Here is a 22371-nt window from a genome sequence, read left to right as displayed (position 1 = left end):
AACGCGGCACGTGTTGACCGTTGATCACCCCTCGGTGGGCGCATTGATTAAATTGCGCTATTCCCCTGAATTCGTCGAATTGAGGCCTTGCAAATCCGACAGCATTCGTCCAAATATCGCCGGCACGGAGAGGTGGCCGAGTGGTCGAAGGCGCACGCCTGGAAAGTGTGTAGGCGGGAAACCGTCTCCAGGGTTCGAATCCCTGTCTCTCCGCCACTTGCCAATCGCGAACCCGATATCAGGTCCCTAGCGGGGCCTTTTTCTTTCTGTCTCAAAAGGGTTTAACGATGGCACTCGACTTTCAGAGAATGGCCCTCGGGCCTACAGGCGCACGCCGCGACGTGGATGGCGGAAACGGTCCTGCGCTATGTTTCCGACGCGAAGGAAGAAGTGCTGCGCCAATGGGATGAGCGTCTGGCTGCCGTTCGCGCTCAGTATCACACCTATCCGCAGCGCCTGCTCCGGATACCGACCAGCACGGAAGAGTGCCTGATCAGACAGCAAGACCTCGGCGTCGAGCGATATATCTGGCGCACTGAAGATGATGCCAGGGCCCGCGCCAGCCATGCGATGAAACGATGCTCCGGCAGTTCCTCGGGTGTCGAAGGCGCCCCGTGCTGGCTACCGCATGACGAACGGGTTCGACATTGGCTGTTCCGACGTATTCAGCCAGACGGTTTTGGTCCTTGTGTAATCGTGAATGGCCTCGATCCCGGCTTCTCTGCCATAGCCGGATTGATTGTAGCCTCCAAACGGAGCGATCGGGGACACTGCGCGATACGTGTTGATCCAACAAATTCCCGATTTCAGGCGGGATGAAACCCGATGGGCGCGGGCGACATTTTCAGTGAAAACGCCGGATCCAAGCCCGAACTGCGAGTCGTTGGCCAATGCGATCGCTTCTTCTTCCGTATCGAATGGCAGCAGAGACATCACGGGGCCGAACATTTCGACCTTCAGCGTCTCGGTCTCTGGGCTCGAACACTCCACCAGCGTAGGGGCCATGAAGTTGCCCGGCCGGTCCAGAGGTTTTCCCCCGAAGCGGATGCGTGCGCCTTGTTCTGTGGCTTTCGCCAACGTCGCCTGAATTCTTTCCACCTGAGCTGTGGTGCAGAGCGGGCCAATATGGGTGGCCGTTTCCAACGGGTCGCCGATTGCGACGCCCTTCATCTTCTGTTCGATCTTGTCAACAAGCGCTTCCAGTACCGGGCGATGTATCAACCCGCGCGAGCCGGCCACGCAGCTTTGACCCGAGGCACCGAAGTTTCCCGCAATCAAACCATTGGCGGCGCCATCCAGATTGGCATCATCAAAAACGATGATCGGGGATTTCCCGCCCAGTTCCAAAGTGGTCACCGCAAAGTTCTCAGCCGAATTGCGCACGACATGGCGCGCTGTTTCCGGGCCGCCGGTGAATGCGATCCGGTCCACGTCCGGGTGCCGGGTAAGCGGGATGGCGCAGTTTTCGGCATCCCCCGTAATGACAGAGACGACACCGGGCGGAAAGCCGGCTTCATCGATCAGCCGTGCGAACTCCAGCATCGGAGCGGGCGCAATTTCAGAGGCCTTCAGCACGACCGAACAGCCTGCCGCTATTGCGGGGCCAAGCTTGGTTGCGGTCAGGAACATCTGTGCGTTCCAGGGGACGATAGCAACCACCACGCCAATCGGTTCGCGTTTGGTGAAGACGTGCATGTCCGGTTTGTCGATCGGCAAAACCGCCCCTTCGATCTTGTCCGCAAGCCCTGCATAATATCGATAATAGTCACCGACATAGGCTGTTTGGCTTGCGGTTTCGGCAAGCAGCTTGCCGCTGTCTGTGGTCTCAAGCTGGCCCAGCTGTCTGGCGTTTTCCTCGATCAGTTCGGCAAGTTTGAACAACAGTTTGCCGCGTGCGGTTTGCGTCATGTCGCGCCAGGCGGGATCATCAAGTGACCGTCGCGCGGCGGACACGGCGCAGTCAACGTCTTTGGGTGCGGCGCAGGCGAAACTGGACCAGTCTTTGCCCGTCGCCGGGTTTTGCGAATGCATCACTTGCCCGCGTGCCCCTTCGGTCCACGCACCGTCGATATAAAGCTGGAAATGTGGTTTCTGATGCATCATCGATCCTCACTGAAACTTTGGCATGACGTCGTCGATGAAACGGGCCAGCGATGCGCGTTTGCGTTCGAAACTCATACCGCTGTCTATCCAGAACGAATACTCATCATAGCCCAGATCTTCATAACGTTTCAGACGTTCCGTGACCCCATCCGGGGTTCCGACAGTCAGATCGCGCGCCAGGTTTTCCGGTGCCATCATCGTGTTGGCCGCCATCTCTTTGTCCGTCAACGTCTGGATCAAGCCCTGCCGGACCGGCCGCTTGTTTTGAAACCAGGCCCCGAAGTAGTTGTAGAAGCGCGACAATTCCCGAGCGGCCTGACCCAGATCACCATCGTCGCTGCCAACGTAAGTGTGATGTAGCAGCATGATCTTGGGGCGCGGCCCCTCATGGTTTGCGCATGCATCTTCAAAGCGCCCCATCAGCGTTTCAATCTCATGCATGCCCTGCCAGAGCGGTGTGACCTGAATGTTAAAGCCGTTTTGCACACCGAATTCATGACTGTTCGGATCCCGCGCCGCGATCCAGATGGGCGGCCCGCCGGGTTGCACGGGTTTGGGGGCCGAGGTGGTGGCGGGGAATTTGAAATATTCTCCATCATGGGCACAGTCACCCTCCCACAGCCGGGGCAAAAGTGGCGCGATTTCTCGCATGCGCTGGCCAGCATCCCATGCATCCATTCCCGGCATCATCCGTTCATATTCATACGAATAGGCGCCGCGGGCGATGCCCAGCTCGATACGGCCGCCTGTCATCAGGTCTGCCGCAGCCGTTTCGCCCGCCAGTTTGATCGGATGCCAGAACGGTGCAACAACTGTACCCGTGCCAAGCCGTACGTTCTTGGTGTGATGTGCGATATCCACCAAAGACATCAAAGGGTTGGGCGCGATCGTAAAGTCCATCCCGTGGTGCTCGCCGGTCCAGACGGCACGCATTCCCGCCTCATCGGCCATTTTACACAGCGCGATGAACTCTTCATACAGCTTCTCATGGGGTTGATCGGGGCTCAGCCGTTCCATGTGTGCAAAAAGGGAAAACTCCATCCATCAGGTCCTTTCAGAAAAGCTGTGCACGTCGCCTAGCTGCGCACTGCCCAGATACAGTGAGAAGTCGCGGGTCCGGCTTTCCAGCGCGAAACGGGAAATCATGGTGGTGATTGGCGTCGTCGTGTAGGAAAGGGTTGCCAGGTCTTCAATCGCGACGGCCTCAAGCTTGCCGTGTTTGGGAAGTTCCGGCGCATTGCCCAATATGTAGACATGATGCGCTGTGGCATCGTCATAGACCGAGTAGACGACGCCAAGACGTGCGTCGATGCCACGATCATGCAGATTCTGCCACAGGCCGTTGCGCAACTGTCGCCGGTCGGACAATGTGACCTGCGGCGGCCTGAAACCGGCTTCCGTTTTCTCAAGCAGCACGCGGCCTTCGTGTTCGATGATTGCGCCACAGACGATCCTGCGCCCCGTCGGTTCAAGTGCGCCGCGTTCCAGGCCAAGGCTGAAGTACTGCCCGTTCGCGTAGCCCAGCGCCGGGTGGTCGTTGTGGGAATAGGCTTCGACTTGTCCGATCAGAACGCAATGGTCTCCTGCCTCGATCACTTGGTGGGTCCGGCAGGAAAATGTTGCGACCGCGCCGTTGATCAAAGGGATCTCTCGCGCGTCGAGATCATGGTCGGTTTTGGCGAACCGGTCACCTTTGAAGCCGGCGAAGGTATTGGACACATCCTCTTGCCCCTCGGCCAGAACACTCACCGTGAAATGGGTGCAGGTCGAGAATTCGCCGTATGAAGACAAGTTCTTGCCGGGGCAGACGATCAACAGCGGCGGGTCGAGCGAAACCGAAGTGAAGGAGTTTGCCGTGAAGCCCAGGGCCATGCCAGAGGCGCTGCGCGTGGTAACGACGGTCACGCCGGTCATGAATTTGCCGAATGCCCGCCGAAGGTCGCGGGGATCATGTTCGGTCATGATTGCACCTCGCTTTGAAAGCTGGAAATGGCAGCGTTGACCTGATTTGCATGGGTCATCGGCATCATATGGGCCGCCCCATCGATGATCAGCGCGCGGCCGTTCGGGGTGACTTCGGCCATTTTGTGCGACATGTCTGGGGTGGAGTTCGGCTCCTGACTGCCGGTTATGAACAGCGCGGGGCAGGCGAGTTTCTCCAGCGCGTCGCGCCGCGGAGTTCGGCTTTGGGCAAAAACCGAATAGGCCAGCTTGTAAGCAGCCGGATCCATTGCCGTCAGCCATTCGCGGCAGGCATCACGTTCAGGCGAACCGATGTCACCAAACCACCGGCGCAGCGTGCTGGTTGGATCAACCGGTGTTTCCCCATCCAGCCCCGCCGCTCGTTCCTGAACCGCCAGCGCGGCCTTTGCGCCGCGTTCAAAAACGGCATTCATTGCCACGACGCCGCAAATCCGGTCGGGCGCCTTGGTGGCAAGGTCTAATGCGATCATTGCGCCCATCGAGTGGCCGACAACAAGGACGGGCCCGTTCAGATCGCGAAGCACGTTGTGTGCAGCATCACTGTATTCCGACAGTTCCGTGCCGAAAAAACTCAGTGGGCTTTCTCCGTGACCGGGCATGTCCGGCGCTGTCAGTCGAGCTACAGACGCCAAACCGTCCAACTGCGCACCCCAGGCTTCGGCCCGCAGGCCAACCCCGTGCAGCAACAGGATGTCCGGACCTGTGCCTGCCTGAATGGCGGCCAGCCCGCCGATTTCAGACCGCGGCCGGGTTGTCCACGTCATGACCCAAATCCTTGAGATCCTGATACCGGTCGCCGATACGGTGATGCGGTCTGCCCGATGTTGCCGCCCCCAGTACCACCACAATTTCGTCGTCGCGCGGTGCGTCCGGGATCGAGAATTGAACGGTCAGGTAGTGAGACCGCCGCCCGGCATCGTTTTTGTCCATCAATGGCACCATTATCGGCGCATTTGCGGGGCTGCGCGTATTCGTGAAAGCCAGATAGGATTTTGCGCTGACCGCCTGGCGGTAGTGGTTGCCGAACCGAAGGGTATGAATAATGCCCGAGGCGTGCTCGACCTCGCCATTCAATCCGACGACGGCTGCCTTGCCATAGGCTTCGATTGTGTCGCCACTGCCGGCCAACGCGATCATGCGGTCCGTCATCATCTTTCCCAGTATGGGGCCATATGCGTGGATTTCCGGTTTGAGGTCTTCGACATATCGACCCGCCCAGGGATTGGTAATCACTGCGGCCACGGCGAACATGCGCCATGGGATTTCCGCAGGGCGAAATCCCTCGACAAGAACTTCCTCCTCGTAGGTTACAATCTTGCGTATTTCCGGCTTCATCACACCTCTCCTGTCGCGCTGGGAAAAGGTAGAAACGGGTGTGATTTTTGACAAATGATTGAATTATGTGCTTTCGCATTAAAAAGATTAATGGCTAACTTGATCAATGGCAAAATCACTTCCCCCCCTGACCTGGTTCCGATCCTTCGAGGCGGCGGCCCGGACCCTGAGTTTTACCGCAGCGGCCGAGGAAATCGGCCTGACCCAATCGGCAGTCAGTCAGCAGGTGAAATCCCTTGAGATGCGTCTGGGGACAGCGCTTTTCATAAGGCATCCGCGCAGTCTGGCCCTGACGGATGCAGGGCGGAAACTGCTGCCCGAAGTCGGCAGTGCGCTTGAGGCGCTAGCCGCCGCCGCCGGAAGGGCCGACGCTAGCGCACCAGGAGATGTCCTGACAGTGGCCACATCTGTCAGCGTCGCGCAATGGGTCATCGCCCCAAACCTCGCGGACTTCACCGCACGTAATCCAGAGATCAGTGTGCGGCTGCTCAGTGCAATCTGGCCTGACGATTTCCACGCGTCGCAAGCTGACGTTCAGGTCAGGTTCGGATCGGAAAAACAAGTGGGCAAGGGGGGCGAACGTTTGTGGCCGGACAGGCTTGTCGCTCTCAAGGCGCCGACGCTTGCAGGGGATCCGTTTGACCTTCCCCTGATAGAGGCAGTCGGCACGTCAAGCGGATGGAAGTCGTGGTTCGACAAGCAGGGCGTGCAGCGGCAGCCTGCCGTTTTCGTCGATACGTTCGGCATGGCGCTTCAATTGGCGGTTCATGGCAGTGGGGTTGCCCTAATCAGCGAGTTCCTGGCGAAACATGCGATGATAACCGGTCTTGTCGAAAGCGCACATGACAGCACTGTAGACTGCAACGAAGGGTATTATCTTTCCGCTGACGCCAGCAATCCAGCGGCCGCATTATTTCGTGACTGGTTGCTTGATCAGATACGTGTTTGATCAAGCGCGGGCCTTGGATCGTTCGAATATCTCTTAGGGCTTGACGCATACTTTGCGTGGTCGTTTGCACAGACACTCTGCGGGACCGTTTTCCTTGATCAGGATGGTTTCGGTGATCGCAAGCCCCCAATCGTCCATCCAGAGCCCGGGCATGAAGTGAAATGTCATGCCAGATTCGAGGATCGTATTGTCTTCTTCCCGCAGCGAGATCGTGCGTTCGCCCCAGTCCGGAGGATAGCTGAGGCCGACAGGATAACCACAGCGGGCGCCGCGTTCGATCCCCGCACGTTCGAGAGGCGCCGCCAGCGCTTTGGCAATATCTTTTGCGCGATTGCCGGGGCGCGCAGCCTCCAGACCCGCTTCCAACCCTTCAACCAAGGCCGCCTCAGCCCTTTTGAGATAATCAGGCGGTTGACCCAGAAATACCGACCGGCAGAACGGAGCATGATATCGGCGGTAGCAGCCGGAGAGCTCGAAGAAGGTGCATTCGCCCGATTTGAACACATCTCCATTCCATGTCAGATGCGGCGCGGCGGCGTCTGACCCTGACGGTAAAAGTGGGACGATGGCTGCGTAATCCCCCCAGTCATCACCGACGCCCGTTATCGCGTCATGGTAAATCTGTGCGACCAGCTCGTTCTTGCGCAGGCCGGGTTCAACGCGCTCAAGCACGCCGTCAGTCACAAACTCTGAAATCCGGGCCGCCTTGCGCATCAGGGCGATTTCTTCGTCAGATTTCACGACCCGTTGCCAGTTGACCAAGGCCGTTGCATCGATCAGGGTTGCCCCGGGCAGTTCCGTCGTCAGAGTAATATGGGCTTTGGCCGAATAGTAATAATTGTCAAGTTCCACCCCAATGCGGCTTTGGCCGTGTCCGCAGTCCGCAATAAGTTTGGCCAGATCCTGCATTGGATGTCGTGTGGTCGACTGCACGAAGTGATCCGCGTATCCAAAAACCCGATCGTCCCCCATCCACACCGTGCGCAGCGCACCGTTTGCATCCTGCCGGCGCCCCCACCAGATCGGGTCCGCGTCAAGAAAGATCAAGGCACCTTGGTGAACGTAAAAAGACCAGCCCTCATACCCGGTGAGCCATCCAATGTTCGAAGGGTCTTCGACAAAAAGGCAATCAATTCCTTTTGCGGCCATCGCCTTTCGGGTCTTGGCAAGACGGCGATCATATTCCGCCCGGCTGAAGGCTGGATCAGAGTGGGTCATTGGCGCCTCCGGTCAACAAAAGACTTTGGTTGACAGAACCCTACCGATCCGCTCACGTCAACGAACGAAAATTCAGGGGGCTGCATGAAAACCGATATCAATCCGCACCGAACGGGCCGAAGCATCGGGCCATTCAAGCGGTGTCATTTCCACGTTTCAGGCTGCATGCGGCGCCCCACCTCTGAGGTCGCCGGATGAGAGGGTTCGAGCCAGCAGAATTCTCAGCGCGCACCGAACGCGCACAGGTGATGATGAATGCCGCTGGCCTGTCGGCGCTGCTGCTGACCACGGAAACCGACGTGCGTTATTTTACCGGATACCTGACCAGATTCTGGGAAAGCCCGACCCGTCCTTGGTTCCTGATCCTGCCTGCGGTTGGTAAACCGGTTGCAGTCATCCCCTCGATCGGCGCCTCGTTGATGGGGCAAACCTGGATCGATGACATTCGAACGTGGAGCTCACCCGATCTTCAGGATGACGGCGTCTCGCTTTTGACGGACACCCTGACGGAATTGACACCCCCCAAAGGCCGTATCGGAATGCCCGATGGTCACGAGACGCACGCGCGTATGCCCATGTCGGATATTGAACGCCTGCGAAACAGGCTCGGTTCGCGCCACATCACCGGAGATCACGGTATTTTGCGCCAACTTCGCATGGTCAAATCCGAGGCGGAAATCGCCAAGATCGAAACCGCATGCGCCATAGCCGGTCGGGCCTTCGCCCGGGTTCCCGAGGTTGCTCGGGTTGGCGTGCCTTTGGATGAAGTATTTCGCGGTTTCCAGATACTCTGTCTGGAAGAGGGCGCGGACTGGGTGCCGTATCTCGCAGGTGGGGCAGAGCAGGGCGGTTACTCTGACGTGATTTCTCCGGCGTCGTCGTCCCCCTTGAAGGCTGGCGATGTACTGATGCTTGACACCGGCTTGGTCTGGGATGGCTATTTCAGTGACTTCGACCGCAATTGGTCTGTCGGCCCGGCAAGTCCGGACGTGAAATCTGCTTACGCCAGACTGATTGAGGCGTCGGATGCTGCATTCGAAATCGCGCGCCCCGGCGCCACCGCAGCAGAGCTGTTTCATGCCATGAACACGGTGCTGACCAAGGCGTCCGAAGGCACAGATGCCGGTCGGTCGGGGCATGGGTTGGGAATGTCGCTGACCGAATGGCCGTCGCTCATCCCGACGGACCAGACCGTTCTTGAGCCGGGCATGGTGCTGACCTTGGAGCCGGGCATTGCGGTTGGTGGCAAGATCTTGGTTCACGAAGAAAACATCGTCGTAACAGACGATGTTCCGCGCTTTATCAGCCCGCGTATCGGGCCGGAGATGATCCAGCTATGACCTACGTGCCATACACGCTTGACGAGGACGACCCGCAAGCCCCGCCGCTTGGATTGATTGTTCTTCAGGTCGACGAGACGATTGAGCCGGAGTTCGGCAAGATTTTCTCGGACCGGAAAAACCCGTTGTATGTAACACGGATACCCAGCGGCATTGAAGTGACACCAGAAAGTCTGTCCGAGATGGAAGAGGCCCTGCCGGCGGCGGCAGGGTTGCTGCCCAGCGCGCGTCCTTTCGAGGTGGTGGGTTATGGCTGCACGTCCGCAAGTTCCGTCATTGGTTCAAAACGTGTGGAGGAACTTGTCAAACAGTCGTGCAATACAAAAGAGGTTACGAACCCTTTGCGCGCGGCCACGGCCTGCGCCGCGGATCTTGGGGTGTCCAGGTTTGCGTTGCTGTCGCCTTACATCGAAGAGGTCAACGTACCGCTGCGTGCCGCGTTTTCGGAGAACGGGATAACCATGGATGTTTTCGGGACATTCGGGCAGGCCGAAGAGGCAAAGGTTGCTCGGATTTCTGTGCAGTCGGTGATCGAGGCCGCGACGAAACTGGGATCTGATCCATCGGTCGAGGCCGTTTTCCTCAGCTGTACCAACCTGCGCACGATTGAAGCGATTCCTGAGATTCGCAAGCGGATCGGTAAGCCAGTTCTTTCAAGTAATCAAAGCCTTGCATGGCATATGTGCCGCCTCAATCTTGCTGATTGAAACAGCAGAAATGACATGAAAATTCGCAAAAGCGTCATCTATTGTTGCCAAGTGCCCACTGCATGGTCTTAACTGCTGACTACAGATCAATGAAATCCGCAACACTCGGATAATCATTTGACGCAACAGGGGGTCTTGTGACCGACACAAATACCGATGCCGCGTTTGTTGAATTTCAACGCGTACAAAAATCTTATGATGGCGAGAATCTCGTCGTCAAAGATCTCAACCTTGCAATGCCAAAAGGCGAATTCCTAACCATGCTCGGGCCGTCCGGGTCTGGAAAGACAACCTGCCTGATGATGCTTGCCGGATTCGAAACCGCCACTCATGGCGAAATCCTTCTTGATGGGAAGCCCATCAACAATATCCCTCCACACAAGCGTGGGATTGGCATGGTCTTCCAGAACTATGCCCTGTTTCCCCACATGACAGTGGCCGAAAACCTCTCGTTCCCCTTGGAAGTCCGCAAGTTGGGCAAGTCTGAACGGGATGAAAAGGTACAACGTGCCCTGGACATGGTTCAGATGGGGGCGTTTGGAGGCCGGCGCCCGGCTCAGTTGTCTGGCGGTCAGCAACAACGAATAGCCTTGGCGCGCGCCTTGGTTTTCGAACCCGAACTGGTGTTGATGGATGAACCACTGGGCGCACTGGACAAGCAGCTGCGCGAGCATATGCAGTTCGAAATCACACGTCTTGCGCACGAATTGGGAATCACCACGGTTTATGTGACCCACGACCAGACCGAAGCATTGACGATGTCGGATCGTGTGGCCGTGTTCGACGATGGCCGCATTCAGCAGCTTGCACCGCCTGATCAGCTTTATGAAGAACCCGAAAACAGCTTTGTTGCCCAATTCATCGGGGAAAACAACACTTTGGAAGGTGTCGTTAAATCGATTGATGGCGACACATGCCTTGTCCAGCTGGACGATGGGTCCGAGATCGACGCGGTTCCGATCAACGTTCACAATCCGGGCGAAAGGACAAAGGTGTCAATCCGGCCTGAGCGGGTGGAATTCAACAAGGATCGCTTGCACGCCGATGCTCATACGCTGAAAGCGACTGTCAAAGAATTCATCTACATGGGTGACGTATTCCGTTTCCGCATGTCCGTTGCAGGAAATGATGAGTTCATCGTCAAGACCCGGAACGCGCCAGATGCCGTCCGCCTGACCCCCGGTCAGGAGATCGAGATCGGCTGGCTGGCCCAGGATTGTCGTGCGCTCGACGCATAGACCAAGCTGCGCGAAACAAGCACAGCTCTATCAGAGGGACCGGCTGATGAAGGCCCGTGCATCAGCTGACCACACATATAAACGGGACTAACTGGGAGTTATTTACACATGAAAGCAACCAAAACCCTTCTGACAACGGCCGCCGTCGCCATTGCGGCGGGTGGTGTTTCGGCCGAGGAAATGACCATCGTTTCCTGGGGCGGGGCCTATTCCAAATCGCAGTTGAAGGCGTATCACGAGCCCTATTCGGAAAAGACCGGCGTCACCATTCTAAACGATGACAGCTCGAACGAGGCGGTGGCCAAGCTGCGCGCGATGAACGAAGCGGGGAACATCACCTGGGATGTGGTCGATGTCGTGGCGTCTGACGCGATCCGCTTGTGCGACGAAGGTCTGGCGATGGAAATCGACCATGACGCGATGCTGGCCCCGGCGCCCGATGGCACGCCGGCATCTGAAGACTTCGGTGATCTGATCGTCAGCGATTGCTACATCCCGAGCATCGTGTATTCGACCACGTTCGGATACCGCACCGATTTGGTTGGTGACACGCCGCCGACGGACGTCTGCGCCGTCTTCGATCTGGAAACCTATCCGGGCAAACGTTCGCTGGAGAAACGCCCCATCAACAACATGGAATGGGCACTGATCTGCGACGGCGTTCCCAAGGACGAAGTTTATGACGTTCTGGCCACTCCGGAAGGTCAGGATCAGGCTCTGGCCAAGTTGGACACCATCAAAGACAGTGTTGTTTGGTGGTCCGCCGGTGCGGACACACCCCAGCTGCTGGCCGACGGCGAGGTCATCATGGGCTCGACCTATAACGGTCGTCTGTTCAGCGTGATCGAGGAGCAGAACCAGCCCGTCGCCATGCTGTGGGATGCGCAGGTGTTCGATATTGACGGCTGGATCATTCCCGCCGGTCTGAGCGAAGAGCGTAAGCAACGCGCGCTGGATTACCTCCGCTTTGCGACCGACACCCAGCGTCTGGCGGATCAGGCCAAGTACATCTCGTACGGCCCGGCCCGTGCATCGTCGGCTCCGCTGGTGGGTGAGCATGCCGAACTGGGTATCGATATGGCGCCCCATATGCCAACCGATCCGGAAAACGCCAAGAACACGTTCCTGTACAACTACGAGTTCTGGGCGGATTACCGTGACGACATCGACGCCAAATTCCAGGCGTGGCTGGCGCAATAAGCCGGTTTTGAATTGGTGACACTGTCAGGGGCGGGAAACTGCCCCTGACCCAGGAAAAGCCAAGGGACAACAATGACTGACGCCACCCAAAACGCGGGCCCCATGCTGGCCGCTGATGGAACACCGCTCAAGCAGTCGCTGGCGCGCTCTCTACGCAGGCAGAAGCTCCGGGCGTTGATGTTGATTGCGCCGCTTCTTCTTTTTGTCCTGCTTTCATTCATCGTTCCCATTGCATCGATGTTGTTTCGGTCCGTTGAAAACAGCATCGTGTCCGACACACTTCCCTTGACCGTCGAAGCCCTGAACAACTGGGACGAACAGTCGGGTGAGTTGCCGGGCGAGGATGTTTACGAGGCCTTTGTCCGCGACATGATCGTCGCGATTGACAACAAAGAACACACAAGGCTCGGTTCGCGTTTGAACTACGAAGAGACTGGCATGTCTTCGATGTTCCGCAGGTCTGGGCGCCAGATCAAAAAACTGGATCCTGAAACGGATGGGCCGTTCAAGGAAACATTGATCGAGATTCATGACGGATGGGGAGATCCGCAAACCTGGCGGGTGATCAAGACCCACTCACCTGTGATTACCAATGGTTACTTCCTGAATGCCGTCGACATGCGCAGAACCCCGGAAGGCGCGCAGGCTCAACCTGAAGACAAGCAAATCCTGATAAAGCTTTTTGGACGTACTCTGTTCATGTCGCTCGTGATTACGGGTGCTTGTATCCTGCTTGCTTACCCTGTCAGTTATCTGTTGGCGACGCTGCCTATGCGGGTATCTAACCTGTTGATGATACTGGTCCTTTTGCCCTTCTGGACGTCCCTTCTGGTGCGAACCTCCGCTTGGAAGGTCATGTTGCAGCAACAGGGGGTTATTAACGATACCCTCGTTTGGCTGGGGCTGGTCGCTGATGATGCTCGCCTTATCATAATCAACAACCAGATCGGCACTATCGTCGCGATGACACATATCCTGCTGCCCTTCATGATCCTGCCCATGTATTCGGTGATGCAGACCATTCCGCCGTCTTATACACGCGCGGCCAAATCCATGGGTGCAACGAACTGGACGACGTTCTGGCGCATCTACTTCCCGCAATCCGTGCCCGGAATCGGTGCCGGTTCGATCCTCGTGTTCATTCTGGCGATTGGGTACTACATCACGCCCGAGATCGTGGGCGGCACAAAGGGTGTCTTCATCTCGAACCGGATTGCCTATCACATCTCGTCCTCACTGAACTGGGGGCTGGCCGCGGCCTTGGGTACGATCCTTCTGGCGGTCGTGCTGTTGCTCTACTGGGTCTACGACAAGATCGTGGGCATCGATAACGTGAAGTTGGGATAATCAAGATGGCAGCACTGACACCGATATCCCGCAAACCCATGTCCATGGTTTTGCCCAGTGTCGCACTTGCCGGGGCATTTGCCGGCATTTTCGTCGGGGCCGGAAATGGTTCGGTCCTTCTGGGCATACTGGGCGGGGCCGTCCTGATCGCGGGGCTGGCCTGGGTCTACATAAATATCGTGAAGAACGAAAACCTCGCACGCTGGATCAATATCATCGGGTTCGGCGTCATAGGTTTCATAATGGCCGGTCTGATGGGCGGTGTATTGGGCCTGCTCGGCGGCTGGTTTTTCGCCTGGTTTATCTATTGGTTGTACGAGGGGCGGTATCGGCGCAAGCTGCTGCCGTATCTCACGGCACAGCAGGTTTTCTATCACTACCTGTTTCGCGTGACCTGTGGTGCGATCTTCGTGTTCCTGATCACGCCGATTCTGGTGGTGTTGCCGTTGTCTTTCAACGCGCAGGATTTCTTTACCTTCACGCCCGAGATGCTGCGGCTTGATCCCGAAGGCTATTCGCTGAAGCATTACCGTGATTTCTTCACCAACAACGAATGGCAGCGCAGCTTCAAGAACTCGCTGATCATCGCGCCGATTGCGACGGTTATCTCGGTAACGTTGGGAACGCTGGCCGCGATCGGGCTCAGCCAGTCTCACGTTCCCGGACGCCGTGCGATCATGGGAATTCTGATTTCGCCGATGATTGTTCCGCTGATCATCTCGGCGACGGGTATGTTCTTTTTCTACAGTGATATAGGGCGTTTCCTCGAAGGAACACTGGGCATGAACAAGAACTTCGTAGGCTATCTGAAAGTTATCCTGGCCCACGCAGTGCTGGGTATTCCCTTTGTGATCATTACCGTGACGGCAACACTGGTGGGCTTTGATCGATCTCTGACGCGGGCGGCAGCCAATATGGGCGCCGGGCCGGTGCGGACCTTCTTCAAGATACAGATGCCGTTGATATTGCCGGGCGTAATCTCGGGCGGCCTGTTTGCCTTCATCACATCGTTCGACGAAGTGGTCGTGGTCTTGTTTGTGGGATCCTCATCGCAAAAGACGTTGCCGTGGCAGATGTTCACCGGCCTGCGGGAACAGATCAGTCCAACCATTCTAGCGGTTGCGACAATCCTCGTGGTCCTGTCCATTGCCCTGCTGACGACGGTCGAACTGTTGCGGCGCCGGTCGGAGCGTCTGCGAGGTCTTTCGCCCGCTTGACGCAGCAAACCGTCTGATCTAACGATTCACCTGTTCATCTCTGCCGCGATGGCGTCGCGGCGACTACGGAGGTGATCGGCTCTCGGACCCCGAGACCGCCTGTCCTGAACGCCGGGACATGTGGCCGGGAGATGCACGCCCGGCATAGATGAGAGACCAAGGATGACTGACATTTCTAACCGCCCTCAGTTCTTCACCTGCCACAATGGCGACAAAGCCCCGTTGCCGTTCAGCAAATCTGAGTATGACCGCCGTCTTGGCAAGCTGCGCGCGATTATGGCCAAGCGGGATATCCCGGTGGTGCTGCTGACATCGATGCAGAATATCGCCTATTATTCGGGCTTTCTATACTGTGCGTTCGGGCGCCCTTATGGCTGTGTTGTAACCCAAGACAACTGCACCACCGTTTCCGCCAATATTGATGCCGGGCAACCCTGGCGCCGGTCGGTTGAAGACAACGTGATTTATACTGACTGGAAACGCGACAACTACTGGCGGGCAGTTGCGAGCCTGATCGGGAATGCAAAGCGGATCGGCATCGAAGGCGACCACATGACGCTTGCAGCGCGGGACACGGCGCTGAACATGCTGGGCGAGCCAGAACTGGTTGACATCGCGGCCGACACCATGGCCGCGCGGATGATCAAATCCGCTGAAGAAATCGAATTGATCAAGGGAGGAGCGCGCACGGCCGATGTGGGTGGTGCTGCGATCCATGCCGCAATCCGCGAAGGAGCAACCGAAATCGAAATCGCGATGGCTGGTCGAGACGCGATGGAAGTGGAAATCGCGCGAGCCTATCCGGATGCTGAATACCGTGACACATGGGTTTGGTTTCAATCGGGTTTGAACACCGACGGCGCGCATAACCCGGTCACCAAACGCGCGTTGCAAAAAGGCGATATACTTTCGCTGAACACCTTTCCGATGATCTCGGGCTATTACACCGCCTTGGAGCGGACCCTGTTCCTGGGCGAGCCGGATGCCGACAGTCTGCGCCTGTGGAAGGCCAATGTGGCCGCGCATGAACTTGGCCTGAGCTTGATCAAACCCGGTGCCACCTGTTCCGGTATCACCGCCGAGATCAACCGGTTTTTTGCCGACGAAGGCCTGCTTCAATATCGTTCCTTCGGCTATGGGCACTCGTTTGGTGTTCTGAGCCACTACTATGGTCGCGAAGCCGGTTTGGAACTCCGTGAAGACATCGACACAGTGCTGGAACCCGGCATGGTGGTCTCGATCGAGCCGATGCTGTGGATCCCCGAAGGCCAGCCCGGTGCAGGCGGCTACAGGGAACACGATATTCTGGTTGTGGGCGAAGACGGAGCCGAAAACATCACAGGCTTCCCCTACGGGCCGGGACACAACATTATCGACGCCTGAGGTTTGGGGTGGAGCTTCTGCTCCACCCGCTTTTACGCGCGTCGGGCACGTTCGTGAAAAATGAAACCCAGAAAATTCAACAGCAGCTGTGCCGCCAGAATCTGAGTGCTTTCAGTGGGGTCGTAGGCGGGGGCCACCTCGACCAGATCGATGCCCACCACGTCGCCCCTTTTCGCCAGTCCCTGAAGGATTTCCAGAACGTCATAGTACAAGAACCCTCCGTGGCTCGGAGTGCCGGTTCCTGGCGCGATCGAGGGACAGAACGCATCGATATCGATCGTTACATAGTACCGTTTGCCTTCGGGAATGCGGTCAAGAACAGCCTCTGTTCCCAATCTGCGAACCTGCCGCACGGACAGGATGTCCGATCCGCGCGCACGCGCGTCGTCATACCCTTCCTTGGCGGTGGACGATACGTTTCGAATGCCCAGCTGGGTCATCCCTGAAACATAGTCTTTCTCGATCGCGCGGCGCATGGGATTTCCGTGCCCGTTGGTGACGCCGTGACGTTCATCCACAAAGTCCAAATGCGCATCGATTTGAACAACATGGATCGGGCCGTTTTCAGCGCAGTCGCTTTCAAATGCGGAAATGCAGGGGATGTTGACCGAGTGATCACCGCCAATCACCAGCGGAAGTGCCCCGGCCTCGAGAATTTTCTGCACGCCAAAGGCTATGTTCTTGTGGCTCGTCTCGGTCTTGGTGTGGACAATATCCGCATCGCCCAGGTCGACGATCCGAACCGAATTGTCCAGATAGGTAGCGTCATCCTCATGATCATAGGCGCCGGCATGGCCAAAACTGAAAAGGGTCGATGCCTCTCGCACGGCCCGAGGACCAAAACGCGCGCCGGGGCGCCATTGGGTTCCAAAGTCGAACGGCGCGCCGAGCACGCAAACGTCGGCCTCGATTCTGTCCCAGTTCTCGACATATGGAGATTTTGCGAAGGTCGATATTCCGACAAAAGGAAGATTCAGTCGCCCGGACGCATATCCATGTTCCTGCACTTTGGGTCCTTTCGATTGTTGTGCCGTTTTCCTGCATGTGAACATGAGGACACGCCGTTTTGAAACCAAATTCTCTTTGAACGGCGGATTTTGGGGGACCAGAGGAAATTTTCTTCCAGAAGGGCGGGCTGGCTTGCGTTCAAAGCTGATCCGGCCCAGCCCATCAGAGCGCTTCAAGATCAGTCAAAAGATAATCCCGCTGATGGTGTTGCATTTCTTTCATTTCCCATACCCAAAGAACGTATGAAAGATCCCCTTCGGCCTCAGCGGTGCTCTGGCAGATTTTCCTTTTCAGCAAGACGGTTTTTGATCCGTCTGGGCCAGAAAATCATAAGCGTTAACAAAAATATCGATTTGATATAAAGTTGTGGGGTTATTGATTGGTAACGCGCGGGTATTCGTGTGGCACAGACACTTTATGAGAAATATGGCGGTTTCAAAACGATCAGCCGGGTCGTGATGACCTTCTATGAAATGGCGCTGGATTCGGATGAGATCGGCCATCATTTCGAAGACATTGATATGCCGCGCCTGATCGACCATCAAACCAAGTTCGTCTCGTCCTTGATTGGTGGGCCCGCATCTTTCAGTGATGACAGGATCGAAGCAGTTCATCGGCATCTGAACATTTCGCACAATGAGTTTGACGTCATGGCCGAGCTGTTTGGCGACGCGCTAAGTCAGCATGGCATGTCCGACGGAGACATCAAAACTGCGCTGACCGCAATCGAAGGCAAACGTTCGATCATAGTCACCCGGAACGCGGCATGAGCATTCTGGCGATAAACGAGCAATTGCTGCGTGCGATCGGAGTCGGCGTCGCCGTGGTGCGCGCATCCGACCTGCAATTCGTGTTTCACAACGGGCCTTTCACGGAATGGTTCGGCACTCCTGAAAAGGGCAGCACCTTAAGCGACGTTCTGCCGGATCTCGACCCCAAGGAACTGGAGGATGTAAAGCAGTCCGGCCTTCGGTACTCGGTCGAATTGCAGATAAAGCCGAAACGCAGGACCTTGATCTTTGCAGTCGCCGTCTCACTGGCCAATGGCTTGTCCGAGCAGGTGCTGATTGTGGAATGTCAGAACATCACTCGCATTCGCGAATTGGAAAGCATGATCGACAGCTATTCCACCATGGTCGAGCGCAACACCCGAGAGCTTGAGCGCGAAAAGGAAAGAGTGGAACGCCTGTTGCTGAACCTGATGCCCCGAGCCGTGTATGAAGAGTTCAAGACGTTCGGCGTTGTCACACCGCAGCTGTATCAGCAGGTTTCGGTGGTGATGCTGGATTTTGTCGGGTTCACGGATTTTGCGGCCAAGACCGACCCGACGGTCACCTTGAGTGAACTGAACGACATCTTCACGGCTTTCGACCGGATCGTGGAACAATTCGGGTGTGAGCGGATAAAAACGATCGGTGATGCTTATCTGGCCGTGTCAGGCATGCCCGATCCAACACCGGATCATGCGACCGCCGTGGCGCATTGTGCGGTAAGGTTCCTGCGCTATCTCGAACGCCGCAACGAAAGCCATCCGCATAAGTGGCAGGCGCGGATCGGATTGGGGATGGGTGCGGCGGTTGGATCGGTCGTTGGCATTCAGAAATATGTCTATGACGTGTTTGGCCCTGCCGTAAACATCGCGTCCCGGTTGCAGGTCTTTGCCAACCCCATGAACATCGTGGCCCCGGAAGAGATGAAATATGCCTTGATTGACGAGTTTCAGGTCTCGGATCTGGGGTGCGTTGATATCAAGGGCATGGGTGAGATGGATCTGATCAACGTGACATCGGGCTTGAGTATGCCTCAGGGCAGCCGTTCGTTCTGACCGCGTCACTCGTCCTGGGGGATCAGGCCCAGACCGCGCAGGTAGATGCCAATACCGCTTTCCAGCAAATCTTCGGGAGGAAAAGGCGAAGTTGCGCCGGTATTTCGGGCGTACAGCTCGACGACGCCGTGGCTCATCGCCCAGATATGGGCGCTGAACATCGATGCGGGCGGGCGCTTGTCAGGCGGAATATGCTGGGACAGGTCCGCGGCCGCTTTTTCAAGAACGGCCTTCGCCCGATTGGCGGCCAAGGACAATTCGGGTGTCCGGTTCAGGGAAATCCCGCTTTCGAACATGGCGATGTAATGCCCGGGATTTTTGCGCGCAAAAGCCAGATACGCACGCCCCGTTGCTTCAAAAGCGGCAAGGGCTGAAGGCTGTCCCTCGTCATAGGCGTATTGCATCAGGTCTGCGAACATCTCAAACCCCTGCCGTGCGGCTTCGGCAATCAGGTCCTCGCGCCCTTGAAAATGACGGTAGACGGCGGCAGGCGTGACACCGGCCGTTTTGGCCGCCTCGGACAGCGTGAAACCGGTCGGGCCCTTGTCTTCGATCAGGGACAAGGCAGCCTCGATCAGGGCTTGCTTCAGGTTTCCGTGGTGATAACCGCGTTTCGTCATCCCGGCCTCAGTTGCATTGATTGCGTGTTGGAAGACAAGGACATAGACCACCGACGCATTGTCGTCCAATACATGATCGTGAAGGCATCGACGGGGCAGGGCGGGGAGACAATTTACGCCTCCCACATATCCGGGCCACCGCAGATACGGGCATCAATCTCGCCGATACTCTTCTCGTCCTTCTCATCATAGTCCAAGGCATGCAGAACCGTTCGGATGGCCGCAAGCCGCGCGCGTTTCTTGTCGTCAGAACGCACAATCGTCCACGGGCAGGCATCAGAATGCGACCGGGTCAGGGTTTCCGAGATCGACTGCGTGTATTCGTCCCATTTGCTCAGCCCTGCGATGTCGATCGCGCTGAGCTTCCAATGCTTCAAAGGGTCGTTTTCGCGCGCCAGAAAACGGTTCAGTTGTTCTGCGCGCCCGACATTGAGCCAGAACTTGAATAAATGGATGCCGTCATTCACCAGGCCCGTTTCAAGTGGCAGGACCTGACGGAAGAACCTCTCACGCTGTTCCTGAGTGCAGAAGCCAAAGACATTCTCGACGACACCTCGATTGTACCAGCTGCGATCAAAGAACACGATCTCTCCTGCGGCGGGCAGATGCGGGATGTAGCGCTGAAAATACCATTGGCTGCGTTCGGCGTCTGATGGTTTGGCCAGCGCAACGTTGCGCGCGCCGCGCGGGTTCAGGTTTTCGCGAAACCGTTTGATGGTGCCACCTTTGCCGGCGGCATCGCGGCCTTCGAAAATGATGGCAACCCGCTGGTCGGTTTCCTTGACCCAGGATTGCATTTTGACCAATTCGATCTGAAGCAGGTCCATCTGCTCTTCATAATCCTTGGTCTTCATTTTTTCGGAATACGGGTAGGTCGGGTTCAGAATATCGCCTTTTTTCGCGTTTTGAATCTCTTCCCGTACAGATCTGGGCGCGTCTTTCAGAAAATACTTCTCGATTGAGCCTTTTCCTGACCGGGCCATATGTCACCTCGCGATAAAATCCATATCTAACTATGGATTAGAGCGTGGGTGAACGCAAACCCGCGCGCTGCGCCGCGCGATCTATCGCGGCGGCCACCTCGGGTGCCGCGACCACCTGTGGCATATGACCGACACCCGGTAGCTCGATCAACTCGGCCCCGGGGATTTGTTCGATCAGACGTTCAGAATGCCATTCAAGACCAACGGTGTCGTCGGCCGCTCCGTGGATGATTTCCGTCGGAACGGAGATCTCGCCATATCTGGGTTGCAGACGGGTAATTTCGTCCAGCAGGTTGGCGCGCTGCTTGGCGTTTGCATGCATCGAGCCACGCCGGATCGTCAGCCCGGGCCCGAAATGTTCCGCATAACCTTCGGGCGCCGTTTGCGGTGCAAAAACTTTGTCCAACACCTGTGTGACGTACCACTCGGGCACGAAAGAGCTGATCAAGGGCAAGGCCAGCAGATTGCCCGCCGTGGTTGACGCAAGCCGGTTGAACCCATCCAAAGGCGTTTCCCATGGGATAGCGGCCGGGGCGATCAGAACCAGAGCCGAGATATTCTGGGGTCGGGTCACGGCCCAGGCCAACGAGACCGATCCGCCATAGCTCTGCCCGGCCACGATGGGTTTTTCCGCACCAAGCTGAGCCGCCGCCCGTTGCAGGATATCCGCCTGTTCAATGATGGTTTCGCCATCCGGATTGAAGCTTTCGGAATAGCCCAGGCCCGGTCGGTCAAAAACGATCACGCGGTATGACCTGGCCAGAATGGGGGCCAGCGCAAAGGTCATGTCGCGCGTGTTCCCGCTGGAACCATGGATCAGAACGACATCAGGGCCGTCCCCCATGACCACGGCGTGCACGGCGATGCCGCCCACATCCAGAATCCGACCCTCGGGGGGGAAAGCCGCCTCGGCCAGCGCTTCGTTCCGGGCGCTGCGCCAGGTTGTCAGTATGACAAGGCCCAGAACGGCCAGGCCAAGGGATATCAAGACTTTAGTGGCCAATTTTTGTCATGTCGAAAGGCGTGGTCTGATAGATTTCGTTGATCCAGTTGCCGTACAGCAGATGTGCGTGACTGCGCCACCGGTTCTGCGGCGTTTTGGATGGATCATCATCGGGGTAATAGTTTATCGGCACGTTGATAGGCGTGCCGTTGCTGACGTCCCGATCATATTCCTGTTTCAGCGTATCACTGTCGTATTCGAAGTGATTGAAGATATACAGCGCGCGATGGCCGGGATCTTCGACCAGACAGGGGCCGACATCGTCGCTGCCCAACAGGGTCCTCAGCCCGGGTGCGCGATCGATTTCATCCTGTTTCATTTCCGTCCATCGGCTGACCGGAATGACACAATCATCTGAGAAACCGCGCAGGAACGGAGACGCCGGGTCCAGGTTGCGATGCCGGAAACACCCAAAGGCTTTTGCGTCCAGCATGTACTTTTTGACACCGTGAAAATGGTTGATCATCGCCATCCCGCCCCAGCACACACCAAAGGTGGAATGCACGTTGGTTTGGGTCCAGTCGAAGATCTCGCTGATTTCGTCCCAATAGGTGACATCATGAAATTCCAGATGTTCGATCGGGGCACCGGTGATGATCAGGCCGTCGAATTTCTGATCCTTGATCTCCTGAAACGGGCGATAGAATTCGGACATATGCTCGGCGGCGGTGTTCTTGGTCCGGTGTTCGGTCATGCGGATCAAAGACAGATCGATTTGCAACGGGGTTGCCCCGATCAGACGCGCGAACTGGTTTTCGGTCTGGATCTTCTTGGGCATCAGGTTCAGTAATCCGATGCGCAGCGGGCGGATGTCCTGACGCATTGCCTGATCTTCGTCCATGACCATGACGCCCTCTTTGGTCAGGACGTCAAAAGCAGGCAGTTCCGATGGGATTTTGATGGGCATATGTC

Annotated in this window: 21 protein-coding genes and 1 tRNA gene; 11 read left to right on the top strand and 11 right to left on the bottom strand. The window is 57.0% G+C overall.

Translation table 11 applies throughout. The features are described 5' to 3' along the window. Positions 1 to 126 precede the first annotated feature (126 nt). A tRNA-Ser gene (locus GS611_RS05145) sits at positions 127 to 216 on the top strand. 405 nt (positions 217 to 621) lie between these two features. Here the strand turns inward: GS611_RS05145 and GS611_RS05140 are convergent. Genes GS611_RS05140 through GS611_RS05120 form a run of 5 tightly spaced genes read right to left on the bottom strand, consistent with a single transcriptional unit; the run spans position 622 to position 5421 of the window. After that, complete coding sequence (locus tag GS611_RS05140; protein ID WP_171633843.1) at positions 622 to 2100, bottom strand: aldehyde dehydrogenase; 1479 nt, start codon at positions 2098 to 2100, stop codon at positions 622 to 624. Between the two features lie 9 nt (positions 2101 to 2109). Then, the gene (locus GS611_RS05135) at positions 2110 to 3144 is read right to left on the bottom strand and encodes an LLM class flavin-dependent oxidoreductase (protein WP_171632899.1); all 1035 of its coding nucleotides are present in this window, start codon (positions 3142 to 3144) and stop codon (positions 2110 to 2112) included. A gap of 3 nt (positions 3145 to 3147) precedes the next feature. Continuing rightward, positions 3148 to 4065 carry a flavin reductase family protein gene (locus GS611_RS05130; protein WP_171632897.1) on the bottom strand — a complete coding sequence of 306 codons (918 nt, stop codon included), beginning with the start codon at positions 4063 to 4065 and terminating at the stop codon, positions 3148 to 3150. After that, entirely contained in the window at positions 4062 to 4850 is a 789-nt protein-coding gene (locus GS611_RS05125) for an alpha/beta fold hydrolase (RefSeq protein WP_171632894.1), read from the bottom strand. The genes GS611_RS05130 and GS611_RS05125 overlap by 4 nt, the downstream gene beginning before the upstream one ends. After that, on the bottom strand, positions 4822 to 5421 hold the full coding sequence (locus GS611_RS05120; protein WP_171632892.1) for an amino acid synthesis family protein: 600 nt from the start codon (positions 5419 to 5421) through the stop codon (positions 4822 to 4824). The genes GS611_RS05125 and GS611_RS05120 overlap by 29 nt, the downstream gene beginning before the upstream one ends. Positions 5422 to 5527: 106 nt before the next feature. On the opposite strand from GS611_RS05120, the gene GS611_RS05115 reads away from it, so the two are divergent. Beyond that, positions 5528 to 6370 (top strand): LysR family transcriptional regulator, encoded by an 843-nt coding sequence (locus GS611_RS05115; RefSeq protein WP_171632889.1) that lies wholly within the window; start codon positions 5528 to 5530, stop codon positions 6368 to 6370. A gap of 33 nt (positions 6371 to 6403) precedes the next feature. On the opposite strand, the gene GS611_RS05110 is transcribed toward GS611_RS05115, so the two are convergent. Further along, positions 6404 to 7588, bottom strand: coding sequence for a M24 family metallopeptidase (locus GS611_RS05110; protein WP_171632887.1), 1185 nt, complete (start codon positions 7586 to 7588; stop codon positions 6404 to 6406). A gap of 194 nt (positions 7589 to 7782) precedes the next feature. Here GS611_RS05110 and GS611_RS05105 point away from each other — a divergent pair, with 194 nt between their 5' ends. The 7 genes from GS611_RS05105 (at position 7783) to GS611_RS05075 (ending at position 16020) form a co-directional block, all read left to right on the top strand. Beyond that, on the top strand, positions 7783 to 8928 hold the full coding sequence (locus GS611_RS05105; protein WP_171632885.1) for a Xaa-Pro peptidase family protein: 1146 nt from the start codon (positions 7783 to 7785) through the stop codon (positions 8926 to 8928). Then, entirely contained in the window at positions 8925 to 9635 is a 711-nt protein-coding gene (locus tag GS611_RS05100) for an aspartate/glutamate racemase family protein (RefSeq protein ID WP_171632882.1), read from the top strand. Before GS611_RS05105 ends, GS611_RS05100 begins: the two co-directional genes overlap by 4 nt. A 137-nt stretch (positions 9636 to 9772) precedes the next feature. After that, a complete protein-coding gene (locus GS611_RS05095) occupies positions 9773 to 10873 on the top strand; it encodes an ABC transporter ATP-binding protein (RefSeq protein ID WP_171632879.1) in 1101 nt (366 codons plus the stop codon). A gap of 108 nt (positions 10874 to 10981) precedes the next feature. Continuing rightward, a complete protein-coding gene (locus GS611_RS05090) occupies positions 10982 to 12073 on the top strand; it encodes an extracellular solute-binding protein (protein WP_171632876.1) in 1092 nt (363 codons plus the stop codon). A 72-nt stretch (positions 12074 to 12145) separates the two neighbouring features. Next, on the top strand, positions 12146 to 13420 hold the full coding sequence (locus GS611_RS05085) for an ABC transporter permease (protein ID WP_171632873.1): 1275 nt from the start codon (positions 12146 to 12148) through the stop codon (positions 13418 to 13420). Positions 13421 to 13425: 5 nt separating this feature from the next. Further along, on the top strand, positions 13426 to 14637 hold the full coding sequence (locus tag GS611_RS05080; RefSeq protein ID WP_171632871.1) for an ABC transporter permease: 1212 nt from the start codon (positions 13426 to 13428) through the stop codon (positions 14635 to 14637). Between the two features lie 162 nt (positions 14638 to 14799). Continuing rightward, complete coding sequence (locus GS611_RS05075; RefSeq protein ID WP_171632869.1) at positions 14800 to 16020, top strand: aminopeptidase P family protein; 1221 nt, start codon at positions 14800 to 14802, stop codon at positions 16018 to 16020. Positions 16021 to 16052: 32 nt separating this feature from the next. On the opposite strand, the gene speB is transcribed toward GS611_RS05075, so the two are convergent. Beyond that, the gene (speB, locus tag GS611_RS05070) at positions 16053 to 17027 is read right to left on the bottom strand and encodes an agmatinase (protein WP_171632866.1); all 975 of its coding nucleotides are present in this window, start codon (positions 17025 to 17027) and stop codon (positions 16053 to 16055) included. Positions 17028 to 17429: 402 nt separating this feature from the next. On the opposite strand from speB, the gene GS611_RS05065 reads away from it, so the two are divergent. Beyond that, on the top strand, positions 17430 to 17798 hold the full coding sequence (locus tag GS611_RS05065; RefSeq protein WP_152457802.1) for a group 1 truncated hemoglobin: 369 nt from the start codon (positions 17430 to 17432) through the stop codon (positions 17796 to 17798). Next, a complete protein-coding gene (locus tag GS611_RS05060; protein WP_171632863.1) occupies positions 17795 to 18853 on the top strand; it encodes an adenylate/guanylate cyclase domain-containing protein in 1059 nt (352 codons plus the stop codon). Before GS611_RS05065 ends, GS611_RS05060 begins: the two co-directional genes overlap by 4 nt. Positions 18854 to 18858: 5 nt before the next feature. Here the strand turns inward: GS611_RS05060 and GS611_RS05055 are convergent, their stop codons facing one another. From GS611_RS05055 to metA, 4 genes are all read right to left on the bottom strand, one after another. Next, on the bottom strand, positions 18859 to 19473 hold the full coding sequence (locus GS611_RS05055; RefSeq protein WP_152457804.1) for a TetR/AcrR family transcriptional regulator: 615 nt from the start codon (positions 19471 to 19473) through the stop codon (positions 18859 to 18861). Positions 19474 to 19586: 113 nt separating this feature from the next. After that, positions 19587 to 20456, bottom strand: a complete 870-nt coding sequence (gene ppk2, locus GS611_RS05050) for a polyphosphate kinase 2 (RefSeq protein ID WP_171632860.1) — start codon at positions 20454 to 20456, stop codon at positions 19587 to 19589. Positions 20457 to 20493: 37 nt separating this feature from the next. Then, on the bottom strand, positions 20494 to 21459 hold the full coding sequence (locus GS611_RS05045; RefSeq protein WP_171632858.1) for an alpha/beta fold hydrolase: 966 nt from the start codon (positions 21457 to 21459) through the stop codon (positions 20494 to 20496). Continuing rightward, positions 21449 to 22366, bottom strand: coding sequence for a homoserine O-succinyltransferase (metA, locus tag GS611_RS05040; protein WP_171632856.1), 918 nt, complete (start codon positions 22364 to 22366; stop codon positions 21449 to 21451). Before metA ends, GS611_RS05045 begins: the two co-directional genes overlap by 11 nt. Between the last annotated feature and the right edge of the window lie 5 nt (positions 22367 to 22371).

The organism is Ruegeria sp. HKCCD6119 (assembly GCF_013110585.1).
Classification (GTDB): Bacteria; Pseudomonadota; Alphaproteobacteria; order Rhodobacterales; family Rhodobacteraceae; genus Ruegeria.
Note: the sequence above shows the minus strand (reverse complement) of the source record. Positions and strands in the feature narration are given on the sequence as shown.

Coding starts and splice junctions, on each gene's coding strand:
- GS611_RS05125 (WP_171632894.1), bottom strand. CDS start 4,850: ATGACGTGGACAACCCGGCCGCGGTCTGAAATCGGCGGGCTGGCCGCC.
- metA (WP_171632856.1), bottom strand. CDS start 22,366: ATGCCCATCAAAATCCCATCGGAACTGCCTGCTTTTGACGTCCTGACC.
- GS611_RS05135 (WP_171632899.1), bottom strand. CDS start 3,144: ATGGAGTTTTCCCTTTTTGCACACATGGAACGGCTGAGCCCCGATCAA.
- GS611_RS05120 (WP_171632892.1), bottom strand. CDS start 5,421: ATGAAGCCGGAAATACGCAAGATTGTAACCTACGAGGAGGAAGTTCTT.
- GS611_RS05130 (WP_171632897.1), bottom strand. CDS start 4,065: ATGACCGAACATGATCCCCGCGACCTTCGGCGGGCATTCGGCAAATTC.
- GS611_RS05100 (WP_171632882.1), top strand. CDS start 8,925: ATGACCTACGTGCCATACACGCTTGACGAGGACGACCCGCAAGCCCCG.
- ppk2 (WP_171632860.1), bottom strand. CDS start 20,456: ATGGCCCGGTCAGGAAAAGGCTCAATCGAGAAGTATTTTCTGAAAGAC.
- GS611_RS05060 (WP_171632863.1), top strand. CDS start 17,795: ATGAGCATTCTGGCGATAAACGAGCAATTGCTGCGTGCGATCGGAGTC.
- GS611_RS05085 (WP_171632873.1), top strand. CDS start 12,146: ATGACTGACGCCACCCAAAACGCGGGCCCCATGCTGGCCGCTGATGGA.
- GS611_RS05110 (WP_171632887.1), bottom strand. CDS start 7,588: ATGACCCACTCTGATCCAGCCTTCAGCCGGGCGGAATATGATCGCCGT.
- GS611_RS05105 (WP_171632885.1), top strand. CDS start 7,783: ATGAGAGGGTTCGAGCCAGCAGAATTCTCAGCGCGCACCGAACGCGCA.
- GS611_RS05075 (WP_171632869.1), top strand. CDS start 14,800: ATGACTGACATTTCTAACCGCCCTCAGTTCTTCACCTGCCACAATGGC.
- GS611_RS05055 (WP_152457804.1), bottom strand. CDS start 19,473: ATGACGAAACGCGGTTATCACCACGGAAACCTGAAGCAAGCCCTGATC.
- GS611_RS05080 (WP_171632871.1), top strand. CDS start 13,426: ATGGCAGCACTGACACCGATATCCCGCAAACCCATGTCCATGGTTTTG.
- GS611_RS05140 (WP_171633843.1), bottom strand. CDS start 2,100: ATGCATCAGAAACCACATTTCCAGCTTTATATCGACGGTGCGTGGACC.
- GS611_RS05090 (WP_171632876.1), top strand. CDS start 10,982: ATGAAAGCAACCAAAACCCTTCTGACAACGGCCGCCGTCGCCATTGCG.
- GS611_RS05115 (WP_171632889.1), top strand. CDS start 5,528: ATGGCAAAATCACTTCCCCCCCTGACCTGGTTCCGATCCTTCGAGGCG.